Raw genomic sequence first — 18,466 nt, 5'->3', positions numbered from 1 at the left:
CCGTGGTCCGTCGGCACCCAGGTGTCAGCTGGGCGCACGAGGGCACGGGTGTGCTGCTCGGGTCGTCGTGCCGTCCGCCGTAACGGCCGTCCGCCCCGCAGAGGTCACAGAAAGTGACATGGCTCGTGTTCTCGTCCCGTGGGCCGCGACGTCAGGATGGTTCAGTCATCGATACGTGTCAATGGCTTCGAAGAGGTTCGATGTTTCGACGGGTTGACGGTGGTCGCCCGGGGGTGCTGCGACCCGGCTTCGGTGCCGAGTGGAAGGGGTCGGCCTGGGAATTGCGTCGGGAGGAGGATTGTGGACACGCATCGAAACATCTATCTTCATACGTGTGATGTTTCGTCGATGTCAAGGAAAGTTTGCGTCGTCGAGACGTAAGCACCTGCGGCAGCAGGCAAAAGCCGGCCCTACCAGCCCTCCGCACGATCCGGCGGCGCGGCGCGGACCACGTCGATGACTACTTTCTGTGAGGGTTCCCGGAATGCCAGATCCGCCACCGGCGTCGCTGCTCACCCTGCGGGGCATCAGGAAGTCCTTCCTCGGGGTACGCGTCCTCGACGGCGTCGACCTCGACGTCGCGCCCGGTGAGGTGCACGCCGTCGTCGGCGAGAACGGCGCCGGGAAGTCCACCCTCATGAAGATCGTCTCGGGCGGGTACGCCCCCGACGGGGGCACCGTCGAGGTGGACGGCGCACCGCAGGTCTTCCGTGGCCCGCGCGACGCCCAGCGGGCCGGGATCGGCATCATCCACCAGGAGTTCAACCTGCTCCCGGACCGTACCGTCGCGGAGAACGTCCACCTGGGACACGAGCCGGTACGCCGGGGACTGGTGGACCGTCGGGCGATGCGCGAGCGCACCGGCCAGCTGCTCGCCTCGATCGGCGAGACCACCCTCGCGCCCGACGCCATGGTCGGCGGGCTCGGCGTCGCCCAGCAGCAGGTCGTCGAGATCGCCAAGGCGCTCGCCCTGGACGCCCGGGTGCTCATCATGGACGAGCCCACCGCGGCGCTGGCCGACCACGAGGTGGAACTGCTCTACGGGTTGGTGCGCCGACTCCAACAGCGGGGCATCGGCCTGCTCTACGTCTCGCACCGGCTCACCGAGGTCTTCGACCTGTCCGGGCGGATCACCGTGCTCAAGGACGGCCGCCGGGTCACCACCGTGAACACCGCCGACACCAACACCGACGACCTGGTCCGACACATGGTCGGCCGGGAGCTGTCCAGCTACTACCCCGACCGGGCCACCTCCGACGACCTCGGGCCGGTACGGCTGGCCGTCCGCGACGCGGGCAACCGGAAACTGCACGCCGTCGACCTTCAGCTGCGGGCCGGCGAGGTGCTCGGCGTCGGCGGCCTACAGGGCTCCGGACGGTCCGCGCTGGCCCGGGCGCTCTTCGGCGTCACCCCGTTCACCACCGGCGAGGTGACCCTGGACGGCCGGCCGGTCCGGCTGCGCTCACCCCGTAGCGCGATGCGGGCCGGCATCGTCTACGTCACCGAGGACCGCAAGGGCGAGGGGATCGTGCCCCGGCAGTCGGTGCTCGACAACGCGCTGCTCGCCACCCGGGCCGTCGGCGCGGCCCGTTCCGGTCGTGCCGCCCGCACCCGACGCGTGCGGGAACTGCTCGCCACCGTCGAGGTCCGTGCCGCCGGTGACGACCAGGAGATCCGCTTCCTGTCGGGGGGCAACCAGCAGAAGGTCGTGCTGGCCCGCTGGCTCGCGCTCGACCCGCAGGTCCTGCTCTTCGACGAGCCGACCCGGGGCATCGACGTGGGTGCCAAGTCGGCCATCCACGACCTCGTCCGCCGCCTCGCCCGCGACGGCGCGGCCGTCCTGATGATCTCCTCGGACCTGCCCGAGTTGCTGGGGATGAGCGACCGGATCGTCGTCATGCGCGACGGCCGGATCGCCGGCGAACTGCCCGCCGCCGCCACCGAGGAGGACGTCGTGGCCCTTGCCGTCGGCCACGCCCCGCAGTCGCGAACGGAGACCGGCCGGTGAGTGCGAGGAGTGAGCCGGTTTTGCGAGCCCCGCAGTCGCGAACGAAAGGCAGCCACGTGAGTGCGAGGAGTGAGCCGGTTTTGCGAGCCCCGCAGTCGCGAACGGAGACCGATCAGTGAGCGTCCTGTCGCTGTTGCCGGTGCGACGTCGGGTGCCGGGCGTGTTCGTGGCCCTGACCCTCACCCTCGCGATCGGTTGGCTGGTCGTCCTGGTCGACGGCGGTCAGCTGTTCAACCAGTCCACGACGGTCAGCCTGCTGCACGTGGCCGCCGGTCTCGGGTTCGTCGCCGTCGGTCAGACGCTTGTCATTCTCGGTGGGTCGCTCGACCTCTCCGTGGCGTACGTGATCAGTCTGAGCACCCTCGTCGCGGCCGAGACGATGAACGGCAGCGACGGGGCGCTGCTGCCGGCGGTCGGCTTGGCGCTCGCGGTCAGCGCTGGTGTCGGGTTGTTCAACGGGCTGCTGGTGACCAGGCTGCGGATCAACGCGTTCATCGCCACGCTCGGCGTCGGGTTGCTGCTCAAGGGGTATCTCGACAGCAACTATGACGGTCCGGCCGGCGCCACCTCGCCCGGCCTCGTGCAGTCCCTCGGCTATCAGCGGGTCGGCCCGGTGCCGCTGTCGTTCCTGTTGTTGCTCGCCGTGACCGGGGCCGCCTGGTTCGTGCTGTCCCGGACCCGGTTCGGTCACCATCTGGTCGCCGTCGGCGGCGATCCGGAGGTCGCCCGGCTCTCCGGCGTCCGCAACGACCGGGTCCTGGTCGCCGCCCACGTGCTGTGCTCGTTGTGTGCCGGGCTCGCCGGGGTCTACCTGGCCAGTCGGCTCGGCTCGGGCGCACCCCGGGTGGGCACCGAGGGCCTCTACGACCTGGAGTCGATCGCCGCGGTGGTGATCGGCGGGACCGCGCTGGCCGGTGGACGCGGCGGTGTGGTCGGCACGGTCGGGGGAGTGCTGCTGCTGGCCAGCATCGATGCGATCTTCAACCAGCTCGAGGTGGACGCCTTCTTCAAGCAGGTGATCAGGGGCGTCATCATCATCGCCGCGGTCGCCGTCTACGCCCGTCGGGCCCTGCGAAAGGCGGCGTCCTGACCATGCAGATCGTCCAGCGTCGTCCGCTGTCCCTGCGCCGCGTCCGGCTCCGCCCCGGCGGGGTGCTGCCGATCCTGGCGATCCTCGCGGTGCTGCTGGTGCTCGTCGGCATCCGGCAGCCCAGTTTCCTCGACCCGCCGTCGTTGATGTCCTTCCTCGGCCGTTCGGCGCCGGTCATCCTGCTCGCCGCCGGGCAGTACTTCGTGATCGTCTCCGGCGAGTTCGACCTCTCCGTCGGCTCGTTGGTCACCGCGCAGGTGGTGGTCGCAGCCCGGCTGATCGACAGCGACCCGGCCCGGACCTGGCCGGTGGTGCTGCTCCTGCTCGCCTTCGGCGCGCTGGTCGGGCTGGTCAACGGCCTGATCACGACCCGCCTGCGGGTGCCGTCGTTCATCACCACCCTGGGCATGTTCCTGATCCTGGTCGGCGCGGTCTACCTGTGGTCCGACGGCGCACCGAAGGGTGGCCTCTCCGAGGAGTTCCGGCGGTTCGGCCGGCGGGCGATCGAGGACGTGCCGCTGCTCGGTCGGGTGCCGTATGCGCTGCTGGTCCTGGTGGTCGTCGCGGTGCTCGCGGTGGCGTTGATGCGGTCGGACTTCGGTCGGACCCTGGTCGCCGTCGGGGACAATCCGCGCACCGCGCAGCTGAGCGGGGTACGGGTCTGGCGTACCCGGACCGTCGCCTTCATCCTCAGCGGGCTGGCGGCGGCCGTGGCGGCGATCCTGCTGGGTGGCTACAGCGGGGTGTCGTTCCAGGCGGGCGCGGGCCTGGAGTTCGGGGCGATCACCGCGGTCGTCCTCGGCGGCGTCGCGCTGGGCGGGGGCCGCGGCTCGGTCGTCGGCGCGATGCTCGGCGCGCTGACCCTCGAACTGCTGTTCGCCCTGATGAACTTCTACGGCGTCTCCGGCGCCCTCCGGTCCACCGTCCAGGGCGCGATCATCCTGCTCGCCGTGGCGGTTTCGGCAACCCGTTCTTCGTCACGATAAGGGGAATCCATAGTGCGACGTTGCATGGCGGCGCTGGCCGCCGTCACCCTGCTGTCCCTCACCGCCTGCGCCACCGACGAACCGGGCGCGGGCCCGTCGGGCGGTTCCTCCTCCTCGGCCGCCGGGTCGGGGACCGGGGAACAGTCGAAGTTCTTCGTCCAGGCCGACTACGACGCCGAGTTGGCGTTGCTCGGTGCGACCCCGACCGGGCCGGCGGACAAGCCGTGGGAGCAGATGCTCAACCCGACCATGGTGGACACGGCGACGTTCAAGAAGGCTGGTCCGCACAAGATCTGCTTCTCGAACGCCGCGCTGAACAACCCGTGGCGGCAGGTCGGGTTCAAGACGATGCAGGCCGAGGTGGAGGCACAGAAGAGCCGCATCAAGGAGTTCGTGCACGTCGACGCCGAGGGCAAGGACCAGAAGCAGATCGCCGACATCAACGATCTGCTCGGCAAGGGCTGTGACGCGCTGATCGTCTCGCCGAACACCACCGCCACGCTCACCCCGGCGGTCGAGGCGGCCTGCAAGGCCGGCCTGCCGGTGATCGTCTTCGACCGTGGGGTCAACACGAAGTGCCCGGTGACGTTCATCAACCCCATCGGTGGGTACGGCTTCGGTCACGCCGGCGCCGAGTTCGTCAGCCAGAAGATGAAGCCCGGCGGCAAGGTCCTCGCCCTGCGCATCCTGCCCGGGGTCGACGTCCTGGAGACCCGCTGGTCGGCCGCGAAGGTGGCGTTCGACAAGGCGAAGGTCGACGTGGTGGGGGTGGAGTTCACCGACGGCGACCCGGCCAAGACCAAGAAGATCGTCGACGACTACCTCCAGCGGTACGGCACCATCGACGGTGTCTGGATGGACGCGGGTGCGGTCGCCGTCGCCGCGGTCGAGGCGTTCCAGGACGCGGGCAAGCCGGTGCCGCCGATCAACGGCGAGGACCAGCTCGACTTCCTGAAGGTGTGGAAGGACAAGAACCTCACCGCGATCGCGCCGACCTACCCGACCTACCAGTGGCGTACCCCGATCATCGCGGCGTTGCGGATCCTCGACGGCCAGCAGGTGCCCAGCCCGTGGAAGCTGCCCCAGCCGACCATCACCCAGGACAACCTGGACCGGTACCTCGACGCGGACATGCCGCCGCTGCACTACGCGATGTGCGGCTGCACCGACCTGCCCGGTTACCCGCAGCGCTGGAAGTAGGCCCGGTGTACGCCGTCGGCGTCAACCCCTGGGTGTGGGCGTCGCCCGTCGACGACGACGCCCTCGCCGAGCTGATCCCCCGGATCGCCGCGTTCGGCTTCGACGCGGTCGAGTTGCCGATCGAGCAGCCCGGCGACTGGGACCCGGTGCGGACCCGGGACCTGCTGGCCGCGCACGGCCTCGTCGCGGCCGGCGTCTGTGCGGTCACCCCGCCGGGGCGGGACCTGGTGAACGCGTCCCCGGCGGTCGTGGCGTCGACCGTCGCGTACCTGCGGGGGTGCGTGGCGGCTGCGGCGGCCGTCGGCGCCCCCTGCGTCGGTGGTCCGGTGTACGCCTCGGTCGGGCGCACCTGGCGGATGTCACCGGCGGCCCGGGCGGACTGCTATGCGGAGTTCCGGCGGGCCCTGTCGCCGGTGGCCGAGCAGGCCGGTGAATGTGGCGTGAGCATCGGGGTGGAGGCGTTGAACCGCTACGAGACCAGCGTGGTCAACACCGTGGCGCAGACGGTCGAGCTGATCGATGGACTGCCGTCGAGCGTCGGCATCATGATCGACACTTATCACATGAACATCGAGGAGTCCGATCCGTACGCGGCCCTCGCCGCTGCCGGCCCGTACATCAAGCACGTCCAGGTCAGCGGCACCCACCGGGGCTCACCCGGGGCGGACCACTTCGACTGGCCGCGCTTCTTCGCGGTGCTGGGGCAGACCGGTTACCGGGGTGCGGTCTGCATCGAGTCGTTCACGGCGGAGAACGAGACCATCGCCACCGCCGCGGCGATCTGGCGTCCGTTGGCCCCGTCGCAGGACCGGCTCGCCACGGACGGTCTGCGCTACCTACGGGGGGTCGTCGCCGGCCCTCGCGTCGCTGCGGGCTGATGCGGTGAATGCGCTGATGTCCTGCCGGCGGCAGGACTGCCGGAGTGCCTTGACAGCAGGACCGAACGGCAGGACAGTCGTCGTACTTATCGATGATTAACGATCTATGGGCGAGGGGTGCCATGCGTAAGTCGCTGACGGCTGTGGCCGCCGTCGTTGTTGCCATCGTCGCGATGATGGCCGCGGTCTCGCACGCCAGTGCGGCGAACGCGGCTGCCGGTTGCCGGGTGGACTACGTCGTCACCAGCCAGTGGACCGGCGGCTTCCACGCCGACGTCGCGGTCACCAACCTGGGCGAGCCGGTCAACGGCTGGACGCTGCGGTTCGCGTTCCCCGCTGTCGACCAGCAGTTCGCCCAGGGCTGGAGCGCCACCTGGGCCCAGTCCGGCCAGCAGGTCAGCGCGACCAACCTCAACTGGAACGCGACCCTGGGCACCAACGGCGCCGCGAACATCGGTTTCGTCGGTGCCTGGTTCGGTAGCAACCCCGTGCCGGCGGCGTTCACGCTCAACGGCGTCGCCTGCACCGGCGGGGTCCTGCCCAGCAGGACGACGGCCGGGCCGACCACCTCGCCGCCGGTCGCCGACTACCCGGCGTACGTCAACTGGGTCAGTCCGACCGTCGGCGCGGTCTACACCGCACCGGGCCCCGTCCCGCTGGCCGCGACCGCGACCGTGGGCGGCGGCCACTACATCACCGGGGTGTCGTTCCGGGTCAACGGCGTCACGGTGGCCCAGGGTGTGCGGACGACCGGCGACCGGTTCGACGCACAGTGGACACCCCCGACCGGCGCCCCCGGGACCAGCACGACCTACGTGCTCAACGTCTCGGCCGGCACCGACCAGTCGCTGTCCGGTGGTGCGCCTCCGCTGCTGGTCACGGTCGTCACGCCCCCGTCCTCCGGCACCAACCACCCGCCGGCGGTGGCGCTGAGCACCCCCGGTGGGCAGACGTACTTCCTCGAACCCACGACGGTCACCCTGGTCGCCGACGCCACCGACGCCGACGCCGGGGACCCCGTCAGTCGGGTGGAGTTGTATCTCGGCACGACCAAGCTGGCCGTGACGCCCACCAACAGCGGGCAGCGCTACCAGTTCCAGGTGCCCCTGTCCGCCGGCACGTCGTCGACCTTCACCGTGCGGGTCCACGACTCCCACGGCGGTGTCGGCATCTCGAACCCGCTGACCTTCACCATCCGCTAGCCCGTCACCTCCGGTCCGTCGTACCCCCGCCACGGTGGGCGTACGACGGACCGGAGGTCGGGCGGGTGCAGGCCGGGTGGGCGGATCACGACGCGGTGGCCCGGGGCCTCCTGATGACCTCGATCATGCTGGCCAGCGCCTCGTCGCCGTGCCCGCTGCCGGCCCGCTCCCGGAGCATGTCCCGGATCGGGACCATCACGTCCGGCCGGATTCCCTGGCCCCTGCTGGCCTCCACCAGCTTGGCCAGACCGGCCGCGTTCAGGCCCACCGTGGAGATGTCGGTGGCGTACCGGCCCGCGTCGACCTGCCGGGCGGCACCCGTGATGCTGGGCAGCACCACGTGGGTGATCCAGGACCCGACGAACGGCGTCAGCGCCGCCGCGGGGACGCCCTCGGCGGTGAGCATCGCGAAGCCGTGCAGCGCGCCGGCGAGCGACGACCAGAGGATGCCCAGCAGCGACAGGTCGTAGAGACTGGCGACCCCCGGGTCCGCACCCAGGAGGACGCTGTTGCCGCCGAGGACCTTCAGGGTCGACTCGTACGTGTCGAAGACCTCCGCCGGGCCGCCGTAGAACAGCAGGGTCTGGGGGAGCCCGACGGCCGGCGGCACCGTCAGGAGGCAACCGTCGAGATAGCTCGCCCCCAGGGACTGCGCCCACCGCGCGGCCCCCCGGGCGTCCTGCGGCACCCCGGAGGTGAGGTTGACGATGGTCTTGCCGTCGAGTGCCTCCCGCACCGGTTCGAAGATCTCGTACAGGGCCCGGTAGTCGACCACGCAGACCACCAGGAGGTCGCTCGCGGCGACCGCGTCGGCGATCGTGTCCGCGCGGCGCGCGCCCTGCTCGACAAGCGGGTCCGCCCTGCTGGCGGAGCGGTTCCACACCGTCGTGGGGTGGCCGGCCCTGAGATATGCGCCCGCCAGGGCCGAACCCATCATTCCGAGGCCGACGACCGACACGCGTACGCCATTGTCACCGGACACCGGTGTCACGCTCCTCTGTGTTCCTGAAAAGGCAGGAAAGGGATTAGGTGCCGGCACACAGAAAGCAGGTGCCGCCGCCGATTCGACAGTGGTGAGCCTAGACGCGGGCAGATGAGCCCTCAACCACTTACTGCAAGGTATGTGAGCGGTCGCCGATCACCCCACCCGGCGGAGCCGGCCGCGGACGATGGCCGTTCCCCCAGCCCGGGGTGGCTGGAATGGGGTTTCCGGACGCCGGGCCCGTCGGGTGGTGCCGGCCTTTCCGTGATCGCGGAAAAGGGCAGCCGACCAGGTGTAGCCGCCAGGCGCGGGGCCGGAATCGGCCCGCATTCCGGGACACCGGAGCAGACGCACACCGTGCCCCCGTCGTGCGAACTTTCGAGATCATCAGGAGTCAATTCCGACGGCGACCGGACTGGGGTGGACCCGTGCCGTGCGTCGGCCCGACGGTTGGTGCCGTGGGCCCGGGTGCACCTGGCCCCGGCCATGACGGGTGCCCCCGCCGCAGCCGGGATCACCTGTGGCGGGCGTCCCACGAAACGGGGGACCGGGCGACCTCGCGCGCTAGACTCTGCGGCACACCGGAGCGCGTGGGGAAGGCGTCCCGGCCGTTCGGGGAGTGGGCGAATTGAGTGTCAGGGTGCGGCCGACGCATTGCGGACTCGACGCCGCGATCGAGGTGATCAGTGGCAAGTGGAAGGTCGTGATCCTGTGGGCCCTCAGCGACCGGCACCGACGGTTCGGTGAGCTGAGAAGGCTCATCGGAGTGAGCGAAAAGGTGTTGTTCCAGCATCTGCGCGAGTTGGAAGCCGACGGCATCGTCCACCGGGAGACCTCCCCGGGCCTGCCGCTGCGGGTGCAATACTCACTCACCGATCGCGGTCAGGCGCTGAATCAGGCGCTCAAGCCCCTGGGGGCATGGGGCCGGGAACATCTGCCGGAGCGGGCCGTGCCCGTGCCCGGCGACAATTGATTTTGGGCGGGGAATGCGTCGGGCGGCTCCGCCCGCCGCCACCGCCCACCGTCGTCCCGGGTGACCGCGTCCCGTCGCCGCCCGCGCGGCGGCAGGCGGGCCGCACGCGGCGGCTCGGTGCGGGCCACACGCGGTAACTCGGTGCGGGACGCACGCGGCGGCTCGGTGCGGGCCGCGTCCCGGCGGCTCGGTGCCCCCCAGATCGGGCACCCGTCGCTTACCATGGGTGTCGCTTCGGGGGCGGTACCCTTGCGGTGGCATCCGATGCGGTGGTTTTTTCCTGTTCTGGTGGTTCCTGTTATTGGGGTGGTGGTCGCGGTGGCGGTCGGAACGATTCTCAGCTTCGACGACGTGAAGGGGTACGGCTTCATCAGCCCGGAGGGCGGTGGCGAGGATGTCTTCGTCCACGCGAACGACTTCGGCGATCAGCGGCCGAACGTGGCCCCGGGCATGCGGGTGGAGTTCGAGTCGGTGGAGGGGAACCGGGGGGTCAAGGCGCTCTACGCGCGGCTGCTCAACCCGGGCCCGGTGACACCGCGCGCGACCGTCGCGCGCAGCGTGCCGGCCGCGACGGGCGTGCCGGCCGACCGCGCCGACGACGACGAGTGCGACGTGCTGACCGCCGCCGCCTTCCGCGCCGACATCACCGATCTCCTGGTGGAGCAGGTCCCGACGCTCACCGGTGGCCAGATCAGCCAGATCCGGCAGCACCTCACCCAGTTCGCCCGCTCGCACGGGTGGCTGGAGGACTGACTCCGCCGGCGGCCGGCCCGTCGTCGCCACGGCTGCGGCGGGGGCCGGGCCCCGCCGCAGCCTCGACCACGGATCGATCGCACGGACTCTGCACCCGTGCCGCCTCGACGGGCTCTCCGCCGTCGAGGCTGCCGGTGTCTCCGACGGCAACCTGCCCCCGTGGGTCCGGTGGGCGGCAACCTGCGCAGGCTGCTCCGGCTCGTGTTAACACTTGACGTCATCGATGTTAGCGATAACGTACGAGGGTCAGTGCCGCCCTGCCGCCCGCCACCCGAGGTGATCAGTTGAAGCGTCGCACCCTCCTGTCCGCCACCGGTGCCGCCCTGGCCGGGGCGACCCTGCTGCGCCCCGCGACCGCGTCCGCCGCCCCCGGGGACGGTTACGTCATGGCGTACTTCACCGAGTCGCCGAGCATGACCGCCGCCAACTACGGGCTGCACCTCGCCGTCAGCAGCGACGGCCTGAACTGGACCCCGCTCAACCAGAACCGCCCCGTCGCCACCCCGACGCTGGGCAGCCGTGGCCTGCGCGACCCGTTCGTCCTGCGCAAGCAGAACGGCGGCTTCGTGGTGCTCGCCACCGACCTCAACGGCACCGACTGGAACTACCAGAGCCAGTACCTGCACGTCTGGGACTCGGCCGACCTGCGCACCTTCACCGGCTACCGGCTGCTCAAGGTGCACTCGCTGGCCACCCACGCCTGGGCGCCCGAGGCGTACTGGGACGCCGGGCGCGGGCAGTACGCCGTGGTCTACTCCGCCGTCACCGGCGGCCGCAACGTGCTGATGGTGAACTACACCAGCGACTTCGTGACCGCCTCCGCCCCGCAGACGTTCTTCGACCCCGGCTACGACGCCATCGACGGCAGCTTCGTCACCGTCAACGGGGTCAACTACATGTACTTCAAGAACAACACCAACAGCACCCTGCTCGGCACCCGCTCCACCACCCTCAACCCGGGCAGCTTCAGCATCCACACCGCCGCCGTCAGCCCCGGTCGGGGCGTCGAGGCCCCGCAGATCGTCAAGTCCCACACCGCGAACACCTGGTACCTGTGGGGCGACACGTGGAGCCCCAACGGCCGGTTCTTCTGCTGGCAGACCAGCAACGTGGCAGGCGGCACGTGGAGCCTGCTCAACGACCGGGCGTACACCCAGCCGCTGAACTCCAAGCACCCCGGGATCGCCCCGGTGACCTCGGCCGAGCTGACCGCGCTCACCGCCGCCTGGGGGCTGCCCACCTGGAACCGGATCAAGTCGTACAACTTCCCCGACCGCTACCTGCGGCACGGCAACAACGTCGCGCGCATCGACCCGTACCCGTTCGAGCCGTACCAGGACCAACTGTGGACCCTGGTGCCCGGCCTGGCCGACCCGGCCGGGGTGTCGTTCCGCTCGGTGAACTACCCCGACCGGTACCTGCGCCACTACGACTACACGATCCGGTTGGCGGCCAACGACGGCACCAGCGCGTTCCGGGGCGACGCCACGTTCTACCGCACGGCCGGCCTCGCCGACTCGTCGTGGACGTCGTTCCGGTCGTACAACTTCCCCGACCGTTACCTGCGCCACTACGACTACCTGCTGCGCATCGACCCGCTCACCAGCAGCTCACCGGCCACCGACCGGCAGGACGCCACCTTCCGGATCGGCTACTGACCACACCCGGCACACCGGCGGACGCCGAACCCGCCCGTCGGTGCCGGCGCGTCCGGCCCTATCCTGGCCCGATGTCGTACGCCGAACTCCGTGTCGACCAGTGGAACGACCGGTCCGAGGAGGCCGCCGGCCGACTGGCCCGGGAGATCGCGGCACGGCACGACCTGACCGTGGTGGGCCTACGGGACACCACCTACGCGGGACGCCGGCACCGCACGGCGGTGTTCGACCGGGGCGGGCTGCGGTTCGCGCTGGTACCCGGCGGTCGGCCGACGCTCGGCTACGACGCGGCCCGGTTCCACCCCGGCGCGGCCCAGGCGGCCAGCTACGCCGACAGCGCCGAGGAGTACGGCCTGCCGCCGCTGACCGAGCACCTCGACGCGATGACCTCGCCCGTGCGCGACGTCGACCTGCCGGCGATGCTGGTCGCGGTGGAGGCGTTCGAACCCGGCGAGATGCCGGTGCCGCCGGACGACCCCCGGGTCGGTGAACTCGTCGCGTCCCTCGGCCGCCGGAGCGACGGGGCGGGCACGGTGAGCTCCGCCGACGGGCTGACCGTCGAGCTGGACTCGACCGGCCGGGTGACCCGCGCGGTGCTGGTCGAGGAGTTCGACCACGACGAGGCGATGGCCGCCCTCACCGACCTCGGCCTGCGGACCACCAGCCCGGACGAGTGGGAGTGGGCCTGCGGCGCGGGCGCGACCACCCTGTTCCGCTGGGGCGACGACACCCCCGACGACGGCTACCCGGTCGAGCAGGTGACCGGGGTGCACCGCACGCCGAACCTGTGGGGGTTGGCGATCGGTCAGGACTCCTACCGGTACGAGGTGACGACCGAACCGACGGTGGTGTGCGGCGGTGACGGCGGTGTCGTCACCTGCGGCGGTAGCGGCTTCTTCCTGGGCTGGCTGACCCTCGCGACGGCCTACCGGGACGGGGACTTCGGCCGGTGGCTCGCCTCCGACGACGGGTACGCCGACGAGACCCTGACCCGACCGGTGATCAGCCTGGGCTGAGCGACGGCCCACCGGCCGCCGCCCGGGCTACTCGTTCACTGCCGACCGTATTGGGCCCGGGGCGTGTTCCACCCGGGCCGCGCCCCGGGCCCGACGGTCGACGACCACGAGCAGCATCGCGACGGCGATCGCTACCGCCGCCAGCACCAGCGCCACCGTGTGCAGCGCGTCGGTGAAGTGCCGTCCGCGCAGGCCGACGGGGCTCGCGGCGGCGATGAACGCCCCGGCCGCCGCGATGCTCACGTTCTCGGTGGAGAGTCGGATGGTGTTGAACAGCCCGGCCGCCGCCCCCCGTCGGCTCTCGTCCGCCTCGGAGACGGCGAGCCGGTCGATGTGACCGGAGGGCAGTCCGGCCCCCGCCCCGATGGCGAGCAGGGGCAGCGCCATGGTGGGCAACGTGCTGCCCGGCGACAGGGTCACCAGCCCTAGCGCGCCGAGCCCGCAGAGCACCACCGACGTGACCAGGACCGGGGTCATCCCGACGCTCCTGATCAGGATGCCGCCCACCGGCGGCAACGCGATCGTCGGGGCGGTGAGCACCAGCATCCAGGCGCCCGCCTCGGTGGGGGACAGGCCCACCACGTTGATCAGGTACGACGGCAGGTAGACCAGGATCGGCACCAGCACCACCATCAGGGTGCCCGCGGTGATCGCGATCGCCGTGTACCGGGGATTGCGCAGCAGCGTCAGGTCGGTCACCGGGTGCGCCACCCGACGCTCCACACCGACGAACGACAGCAGCAGCACGGCGGACAGGGCCGCCCCGCCCCACAGCAGCGGATGCGTCGCCCCGAGCCGGGGCGCCTCCACCAGGGTCGCGATGCCGATCAGCGAGGCCCCGGTGAACAGCAGCGCCCCGGCCCAGTCGAACGGCGGGTGGGCCGACGTCCGGCGTGCGGCGGCGGGCGGGCGGGCGGCCAGGGCGAGACCGATCACCAGCACGCCCACCGCGGCGGGTACCCCGAACACGGCCTGCCACCCCAGCGTCTCCAACGCCACGCCGCTGAGCTGCGGTCCGAACGCCAACCCCACGCCGAGCAGGGTGCCCAGCAGGCCGAAGGCGCGGGCCTGCGCCCGGCCGGTCAACACGACCGACAGCAGCGCCACCCCGCCGGTCACGGTGGCCGCCGCGCCGACGCCCGTGACGGCGCGGGTCAGGTTCAGCACCAGCACCGTCGGTGCGAACGCCGAAGCGGCGGAGGCGACCGCGAAGACCGCCACCCCCGACAGGAACACCCGGTAGGGGCTCCACCGGTCGGTGACCGCGCCGCCCAGCACGAGGAACGCGGCGAACGTCGCGTTGTAGGCGTTGACCACCCACTGCGCGGCGACGGTGCTGGTCTGGAGGTCGTGTTGGATGCCGGGCAACGCGACCGACGCCCCGGTGATGGTCAGCGGGAGGACCGTGGTGGCCAGCAGCACGGCCACCGCGTGGACCTGTGCCCGGCGGGTCGGCCGGTCCCGGTGCTCCTGCGCCCCGGCGGAATCCGGTGCGGAGAGGTGACTAGACATGAGGTTCCGTTAGAGGTGTGGGCCCCGGCGTCCGGGGTCCGTGGTGAGGGCGATCAGGTCGGGAGGGCGTCGCCCCGGCGACGCGGTGGGTCAGCCCATGATCAGGCGGAGTTCCTTGCGGTTGCCGATGCCGAGCTTCTTGTACACATGGGTCAGGTGCTGCTCCACCGTGCTGATCGTGATGCTGAGATCCCGGGCGATCATCTTGTTCTGCTTGCCCCGGCCGGCCAGTGTGGCGACCTTCAACTCGCTGTCGGTGAGCGTCGACAGGAACGCCGGCGGACGCCGCTCCAGCACCGTGACGGTAGCGTAGTCCCCGCGTCCGAAGTCGAGCGGTTCGGTCTGCAACCGGCGCAGGATCAGGAAGAAGTCGGGGCTCGACGAGAACCGCTCCAGCGTCGTGAGGATCGCCTCGCGGGCACCGCCGAAGACCACCCCGACGCTGTCCGTGGTCTGCATGGCCCGGGCCCGTATCTCGTCGCCGCGGGCCTGCAACGCCGCATCCACCAGGTGTACGGCGACGTCCTGCTCGCCGAGCATCTGGTAGCCGGCCGCCGCCGCCAGCCGCCACGGGAAGAGGTGCTCCAGCGCCATGCCCCACTCGGCCATGCTCCGCCCGCAGCTCATGAACCGGGTCACCGCGCCGCGTGGGTCACCGGTGCCCAGACAGAAGTGCCCGAAGCCGTGCCGGTACCAGAGGCTGTAGCTGGACTCGTCCATCAACGCCGACGGGGTGGTACGCAGGTGGTGCACCGCCGCGCCGATCCGGCCCAGGGCCAGGTTGCCCAGGACCACGGTGGCCAGCGGCTCACCGATCCGGTGCGCCCAACGCCTCGGCTGCATCATCCGCAGCGCCTGCTCACCCCACTCGACGCCGCCCTGCACGTCGCCGTCGAGCAGCGCGCAGACGGCGTGCAGGCTGGTGAGCCGGGCCCGCCAACCGATCGGGTTCTGCCCGCCGAGACGCTGCCGGGCCGCCGCCGCGCAGGCGGCGGCGTTCGGATCCCCGGACAGCAGCAGGATGCGGATCGCGCAACTCACCAGCCACTCGACGCCGGTGGGGATCTGGGCGTCCTGGTTCTCCAGGTAGTCACGGGCCATGGTGACGTGGTCCAGGCCGGGCCAGGTGGCGGTCATCGCGTTGACCAACCCGAGGGTCATCAACTGCTCGCGGCTCATGTCCTCAAGGGACGTGCCGTGCCGGGCCTCACCGCAGGGATAGAGGTCGGTGAGCCGGTCGAGGGCGCCGGGGAAATCGCAGGAGGCCAGCACCAGCGACTTCCACCGGTCGGATTCACGTGCCTCGGGGTGGCCGGCGAGCGGTTCGAGGCTCGCCTCGATTCTCCGGAACACCCGGTCGTAACCAACGACCTGCCTGATCGGCCGTCGCGCGGAATCGACATCGGGCCGCAACCACGTCCCCGGGAACTCTTCCGGGTAATCGCCGAATAAGGGTTCGGTTATCATTGGTCCCCCTGCCGTGCAAGTCGTTCCGAATTGCGTGACCGGCCCCTATGAAAGCACTCCTGTCTGTTCGACCGCTGATCTTTACCGGCACTGATCTTTACCGGGACGTGCCGGCGGTACGGCCGTCAGCGGGAGATCCGTTCCTCTCCCGCGATGACGACCTCCGTGAACGGATGCGGGGCGACCGGGTGCCCGGCGTTGACGATCCACGCCTCGCCGGTACGTCCCGTCGTGTGCGCCTGCTCGGCGGCGGCGGCCACCTCCTCCGGTGTCACCAACCCGACACCCGCACGCACCAGCGCGTCGCGCCGGTCGGCGAGCATCGGGGTGTCCACCGCGCCCGGGCAGAGCGCGTTGATCCGGATGTTCACCTGCCCGAGCGGGCCCGCGAGGGACCGGGCCAGCCCGACCACCGCGTGCTTGCTCGCCGAGTACAGGGCGTCCGGCGACGGACGCACCCCGGTGGTGCTGGCCGTGACCAGCACCGCGCCACCGCCGTGCGCCCGCATCGGCGCGTACGCGGCCTGCACGCCGAACACGACGGAGTCGACGTTGGTCCGCATCATCGACTGGTACGCCTGCGGGTCGAACCCGTCGCCGACCGCCGTGCCGGCGAGCACGCCCACGTTGAGGTGCAGCAGGTCCAGTGTCCCGTGCCGGGTCAGGGTCGCCTCGACGTACTCCTGGCAGCCGGCCATGGTGGTCGCGTCGGTGTGCACGAACAGCCCGTCGCACCCGCCGGCCACCGCGCGCCCCCGCCCGGCGTCACGGTCCACGATCACCACTTGCCAACCCCGGGACCGGAAGCGGTGGGCCACTGCGGAGCCGATCCCACCGGCACCCGCAGTGACCACCAGGACCTGTCCGGTCACGGAGCCGCCACGCCCAGGACGTGGCTGAACACGTTGAGCGGGTCGTAGGCCGCCTTGGCCAGTTGCAGGCGCGGGTAGTTGTCGCCGTAGAACAGCGTCGACCACGACACGCCGGAGGTGTTCTGGGTGCTGTCGAGGAAGTCGATGTCGGGCCAGTTGATGTAGGACCCCTCGTTGCGGGCGTCCGGCGCCGGCACCCCACCGGTCTCGGCGTACACGTCCCGGTAGAGCCCGCGCAGCCAGTCGATGTTCGTCGCGTCGGCGCTCGGGTCGTCCCAGTAGCTGGTGAACGACGCGGCCATCACCGACGAGCGGTGCGCCGTCGCCGTCGCGGTGGGAGCGGTGGCGTTGATCGCCCCGCCGTACGACAGCAGCGTCAGGCCGGACGCCGGGTTGGTGTAGCCGCTCGCCGTGAGCCGGTCGAACACCCGCCCCGCCTGGGCGTCGGTGTAGCGCTGCTTGAGCAGGCCACCCTTGCTCTTGGAGCGCAGTGGGCCGGTGATGCCGAACGCGGCGGCCGTGGTCGGCAGGTTCAGCGTGGTGGTCAGCCACGGCCGGGTGCCGGTGTCGAGGATCGTCGGCGTCGCGGTGACGCCCGCGGTGATCGCGCTGACGTAGGAGCTGCGCAGCGTGTTGTTGCCGCTGACCGTAGGGTCGACCTGGGCGACGACCGACAGCCGGCCGTACTCGCTGCGGTTGGCGGTCAGCGCGGAGAACAGCTTGGTGCCGGTGGCCCCGGGGGCGCTGTTCAGCTCGTGCCAGGTGCCGTAGTTGGCCATAATCCGGACGAAGTCCGCCCGGGACACGTCGGCCCAGTTCCAGGTGAGGATGGTGTTGGCGACCGCACCGGGCGGCGTCGGCAGCAGCGTGCTCGGGTTGGTGCCGGTGGCCGTGGCGCTGCGCAGCCAGAACCGGGTGACGATGCCGAAGTTGCCGCCCCCGCCGCCGGTGTGTGCCCACCACAGCTCGCGGTTCGGGTCCCCGGTGGCCCGGGTTGCCACGACGGACTTCGCCGTGCCGGTCGCGTCGACGATGACGACCTCGACCGCGTCGATGTAGTCGGCGACGACGCCGTGCTGCCGGGACAGCATGCCGAACCCGCCGCCGGTGGCGTGCCCGCCGATGCCGACGCTCTGGCAGGAGCCACCGGGGACGGTGACGCCCCACCCCCAGTCCAGCCGCCGGTACAGGTCGCCGAGGGTGACCCCGCCCTGCACGCAGAAGGCGTTACGGGTGGTGTCGAAGGTGACCGAGCGCATCTCGACCAGGTCGATAACGACCTTCGCCGCCGGGTCGTCGACGAAGTTCTCCAGGCAGTGCCCGCCGCTGCGGACCACGACCTTCTTGCCGGCCGTCACGGCCGCCTGCACCGCGGCGACGACCTGCTTGGTGGTACTGACGATCCGCACCGCCTCCGGGCTGCCCACGAAGCGGCGGTTGAACCCGCGCTGGAGGGCGTCGGCGTAACGGCGGTCGGTGGGGCCGATCGTCACCGGCCCGGGAGTCTTCTGCCCACCGGCCAGGCTGTCGACCTGGGCGGGCGCGGCGACCACGTGGTCGCCGATCAGCGTGCTCGCACCTGCGCCGGCGATGACGGTGCCGACACCGGACATCAACCGCCTACGGCTCAACCGGGACAAGCTTCCCCCTGGAATTGAGTGAATGTGGGGTGGACACCGCGCCCGATGCGTCGAGGCCCGGCGAAGAAACGTCAATGGGGGCGCGCGGCGATGCGCTCGCCACCTGTCGAACGGACCGTAACCTTACTATGGGAATTTCGCCGCAGCCAACGGTCGAAGCGCTCGCCAGAACCCCTAGATCTCCCCTAGGGGAATTGTGTCCTGGATCACCTGAGTCGACGGTAATGGA

The 18,466-nt window shown here is 70.9% G+C and carries 15 protein-coding genes; 10 read left to right on the top strand and 5 right to left on the bottom strand.

Features of this window, described 5'->3' with window-relative positions; genetic code table 11:
- Positions 1–484 precede the first annotated feature (484 nt).
- From ACQP2H_RS19585 to ACQP2H_RS19560, 6 genes are all read left to right on the top strand, one after another.
- Positions 485–2,008: a sugar ABC transporter ATP-binding protein gene (locus ACQP2H_RS19585; RefSeq protein ID WP_357537386.1), complete on the top strand. Its 1,524-nt coding sequence runs from the start codon at positions 485–487 to the stop codon at positions 2,006–2,008.
- 115 nt (positions 2,009–2,123) lie between these two features.
- Positions 2,124–3,098, top strand: coding sequence for an ABC transporter permease (locus tag ACQP2H_RS19580; RefSeq protein ID WP_219463281.1), 975 nt, complete (start codon positions 2,124–2,126; stop codon positions 3,096–3,098).
- A gap of 2 nt (positions 3,099–3,100) precedes the next feature.
- Positions 3,101–4,084 carry an ABC transporter permease gene (locus ACQP2H_RS19575; RefSeq protein WP_219463278.1) on the top strand — a complete coding sequence of 328 codons (984 nt, stop codon included), beginning with the start codon at positions 3,101–3,103 and terminating at the stop codon, positions 4,082–4,084.
- A 12-nt stretch (positions 4,085–4,096) separates the two neighbouring features.
- Complete coding sequence (locus tag ACQP2H_RS19570) at positions 4,097–5,284, top strand: ABC transporter substrate-binding protein (RefSeq protein ID WP_308290820.1); 1,188 nt, start codon at positions 4,097–4,099, stop codon at positions 5,282–5,284.
- A 5-nt stretch (positions 5,285–5,289) separates the two neighbouring features.
- On the top strand, positions 5,290–6,162 hold the full coding sequence (locus ACQP2H_RS19565; protein WP_219463277.1) for a sugar phosphate isomerase/epimerase family protein: 873 nt from the start codon (positions 5,290–5,292) through the stop codon (positions 6,160–6,162).
- 122 nt (positions 6,163–6,284) lie between these two features.
- Positions 6,285–7,364 (top strand): cellulose binding domain-containing protein, encoded by a 1,080-nt coding sequence (locus tag ACQP2H_RS19560; protein WP_357537382.1) that lies wholly within the window; start codon positions 6,285–6,287, stop codon positions 7,362–7,364.
- Between the two features lie 85 nt (positions 7,365–7,449).
- Here the strand turns inward: ACQP2H_RS19560 and ACQP2H_RS19555 are convergent, their stop codons facing one another.
- Positions 7,450–8,346 carry an NAD(P)-dependent oxidoreductase gene (locus ACQP2H_RS19555; RefSeq protein WP_219463273.1) on the bottom strand — a complete coding sequence of 299 codons (897 nt, stop codon included), beginning with the start codon at positions 8,344–8,346 and terminating at the stop codon, positions 7,450–7,452.
- 628 nt (positions 8,347–8,974) lie between these two features.
- On the opposite strand from ACQP2H_RS19555, the gene ACQP2H_RS19550 reads away from it, so the two are divergent.
- The 4 genes from ACQP2H_RS19550 (at position 8,975) to ACQP2H_RS19535 (ending at position 12,746) form a co-directional block, all read left to right on the top strand.
- Complete coding sequence (locus ACQP2H_RS19550; RefSeq protein WP_208567666.1) at positions 8,975–9,319, top strand: winged helix-turn-helix transcriptional regulator; 345 nt, start codon at positions 8,975–8,977, stop codon at positions 9,317–9,319.
- 318 nt (positions 9,320–9,637) lie between these two features.
- The gene (locus tag ACQP2H_RS19545; protein WP_308291102.1) at positions 9,638–10,072 is read left to right on the top strand and encodes a cold-shock protein; all 435 of its coding nucleotides are present in this window, start codon (positions 9,638–9,640) and stop codon (positions 10,070–10,072) included.
- A 284-nt stretch (positions 10,073–10,356) separates the two neighbouring features.
- On the top strand, positions 10,357–11,730 hold the full coding sequence (locus ACQP2H_RS19540; protein ID WP_219463269.1) for a glycoside hydrolase family 43 protein: 1,374 nt from the start codon (positions 10,357–10,359) through the stop codon (positions 11,728–11,730).
- Positions 11,731–11,801: 71 nt separating this feature from the next.
- Complete coding sequence (locus ACQP2H_RS19535) at positions 11,802–12,746, top strand: hypothetical protein (protein WP_219463267.1); 945 nt, start codon at positions 11,802–11,804, stop codon at positions 12,744–12,746.
- Positions 12,747–12,773: 27 nt separating this feature from the next.
- On the opposite strand, the gene ACQP2H_RS19530 is transcribed toward ACQP2H_RS19535, so the two are convergent.
- The 4 genes from ACQP2H_RS19530 to ACQP2H_RS19515 all read right to left on the bottom strand — a co-directional run bounded on the left by ACQP2H_RS19530 (position 12,774) and on the right by ACQP2H_RS19515 (position 18,228).
- Positions 12,774–14,258, bottom strand: a complete 1,485-nt coding sequence (locus tag ACQP2H_RS19530) for an MFS transporter (RefSeq protein ID WP_363820854.1) — start codon at positions 14,256–14,258, stop codon at positions 12,774–12,776.
- Between the two features lie 90 nt (positions 14,259–14,348).
- Positions 14,349–15,611: a helix-turn-helix transcriptional regulator gene (locus ACQP2H_RS19525; protein ID WP_219463264.1), complete on the bottom strand. Its 1,263-nt coding sequence runs from the start codon at positions 15,609–15,611 to the stop codon at positions 14,349–14,351.
- A gap of 239 nt (positions 15,612–15,850) precedes the next feature.
- Positions 15,851–16,579 (bottom strand): SDR family NAD(P)-dependent oxidoreductase, encoded by a 729-nt coding sequence (locus ACQP2H_RS19520; protein ID WP_433233596.1) that lies wholly within the window; start codon positions 16,577–16,579, stop codon positions 15,851–15,853.
- A gap of 14 nt (positions 16,580–16,593) precedes the next feature.
- Entirely contained in the window at positions 16,594–18,228 is a 1,635-nt protein-coding gene (locus ACQP2H_RS19515) for an FAD-binding protein (RefSeq protein ID WP_433228395.1), read from the bottom strand.
- Between the last annotated feature and the right edge of the window lie 238 nt (positions 18,229–18,466).

Origin of the sequence: Micromonospora sp. CA-248260, assembly GCF_050942205.1 — a bacterium.
Classification (GTDB): Bacteria; Actinomycetota; Actinomycetes; order Mycobacteriales; family Micromonosporaceae; genus Micromonospora; species Micromonospora antibiotica.
This window is presented reverse-complemented; position numbering and strand designations above follow the sequence as displayed.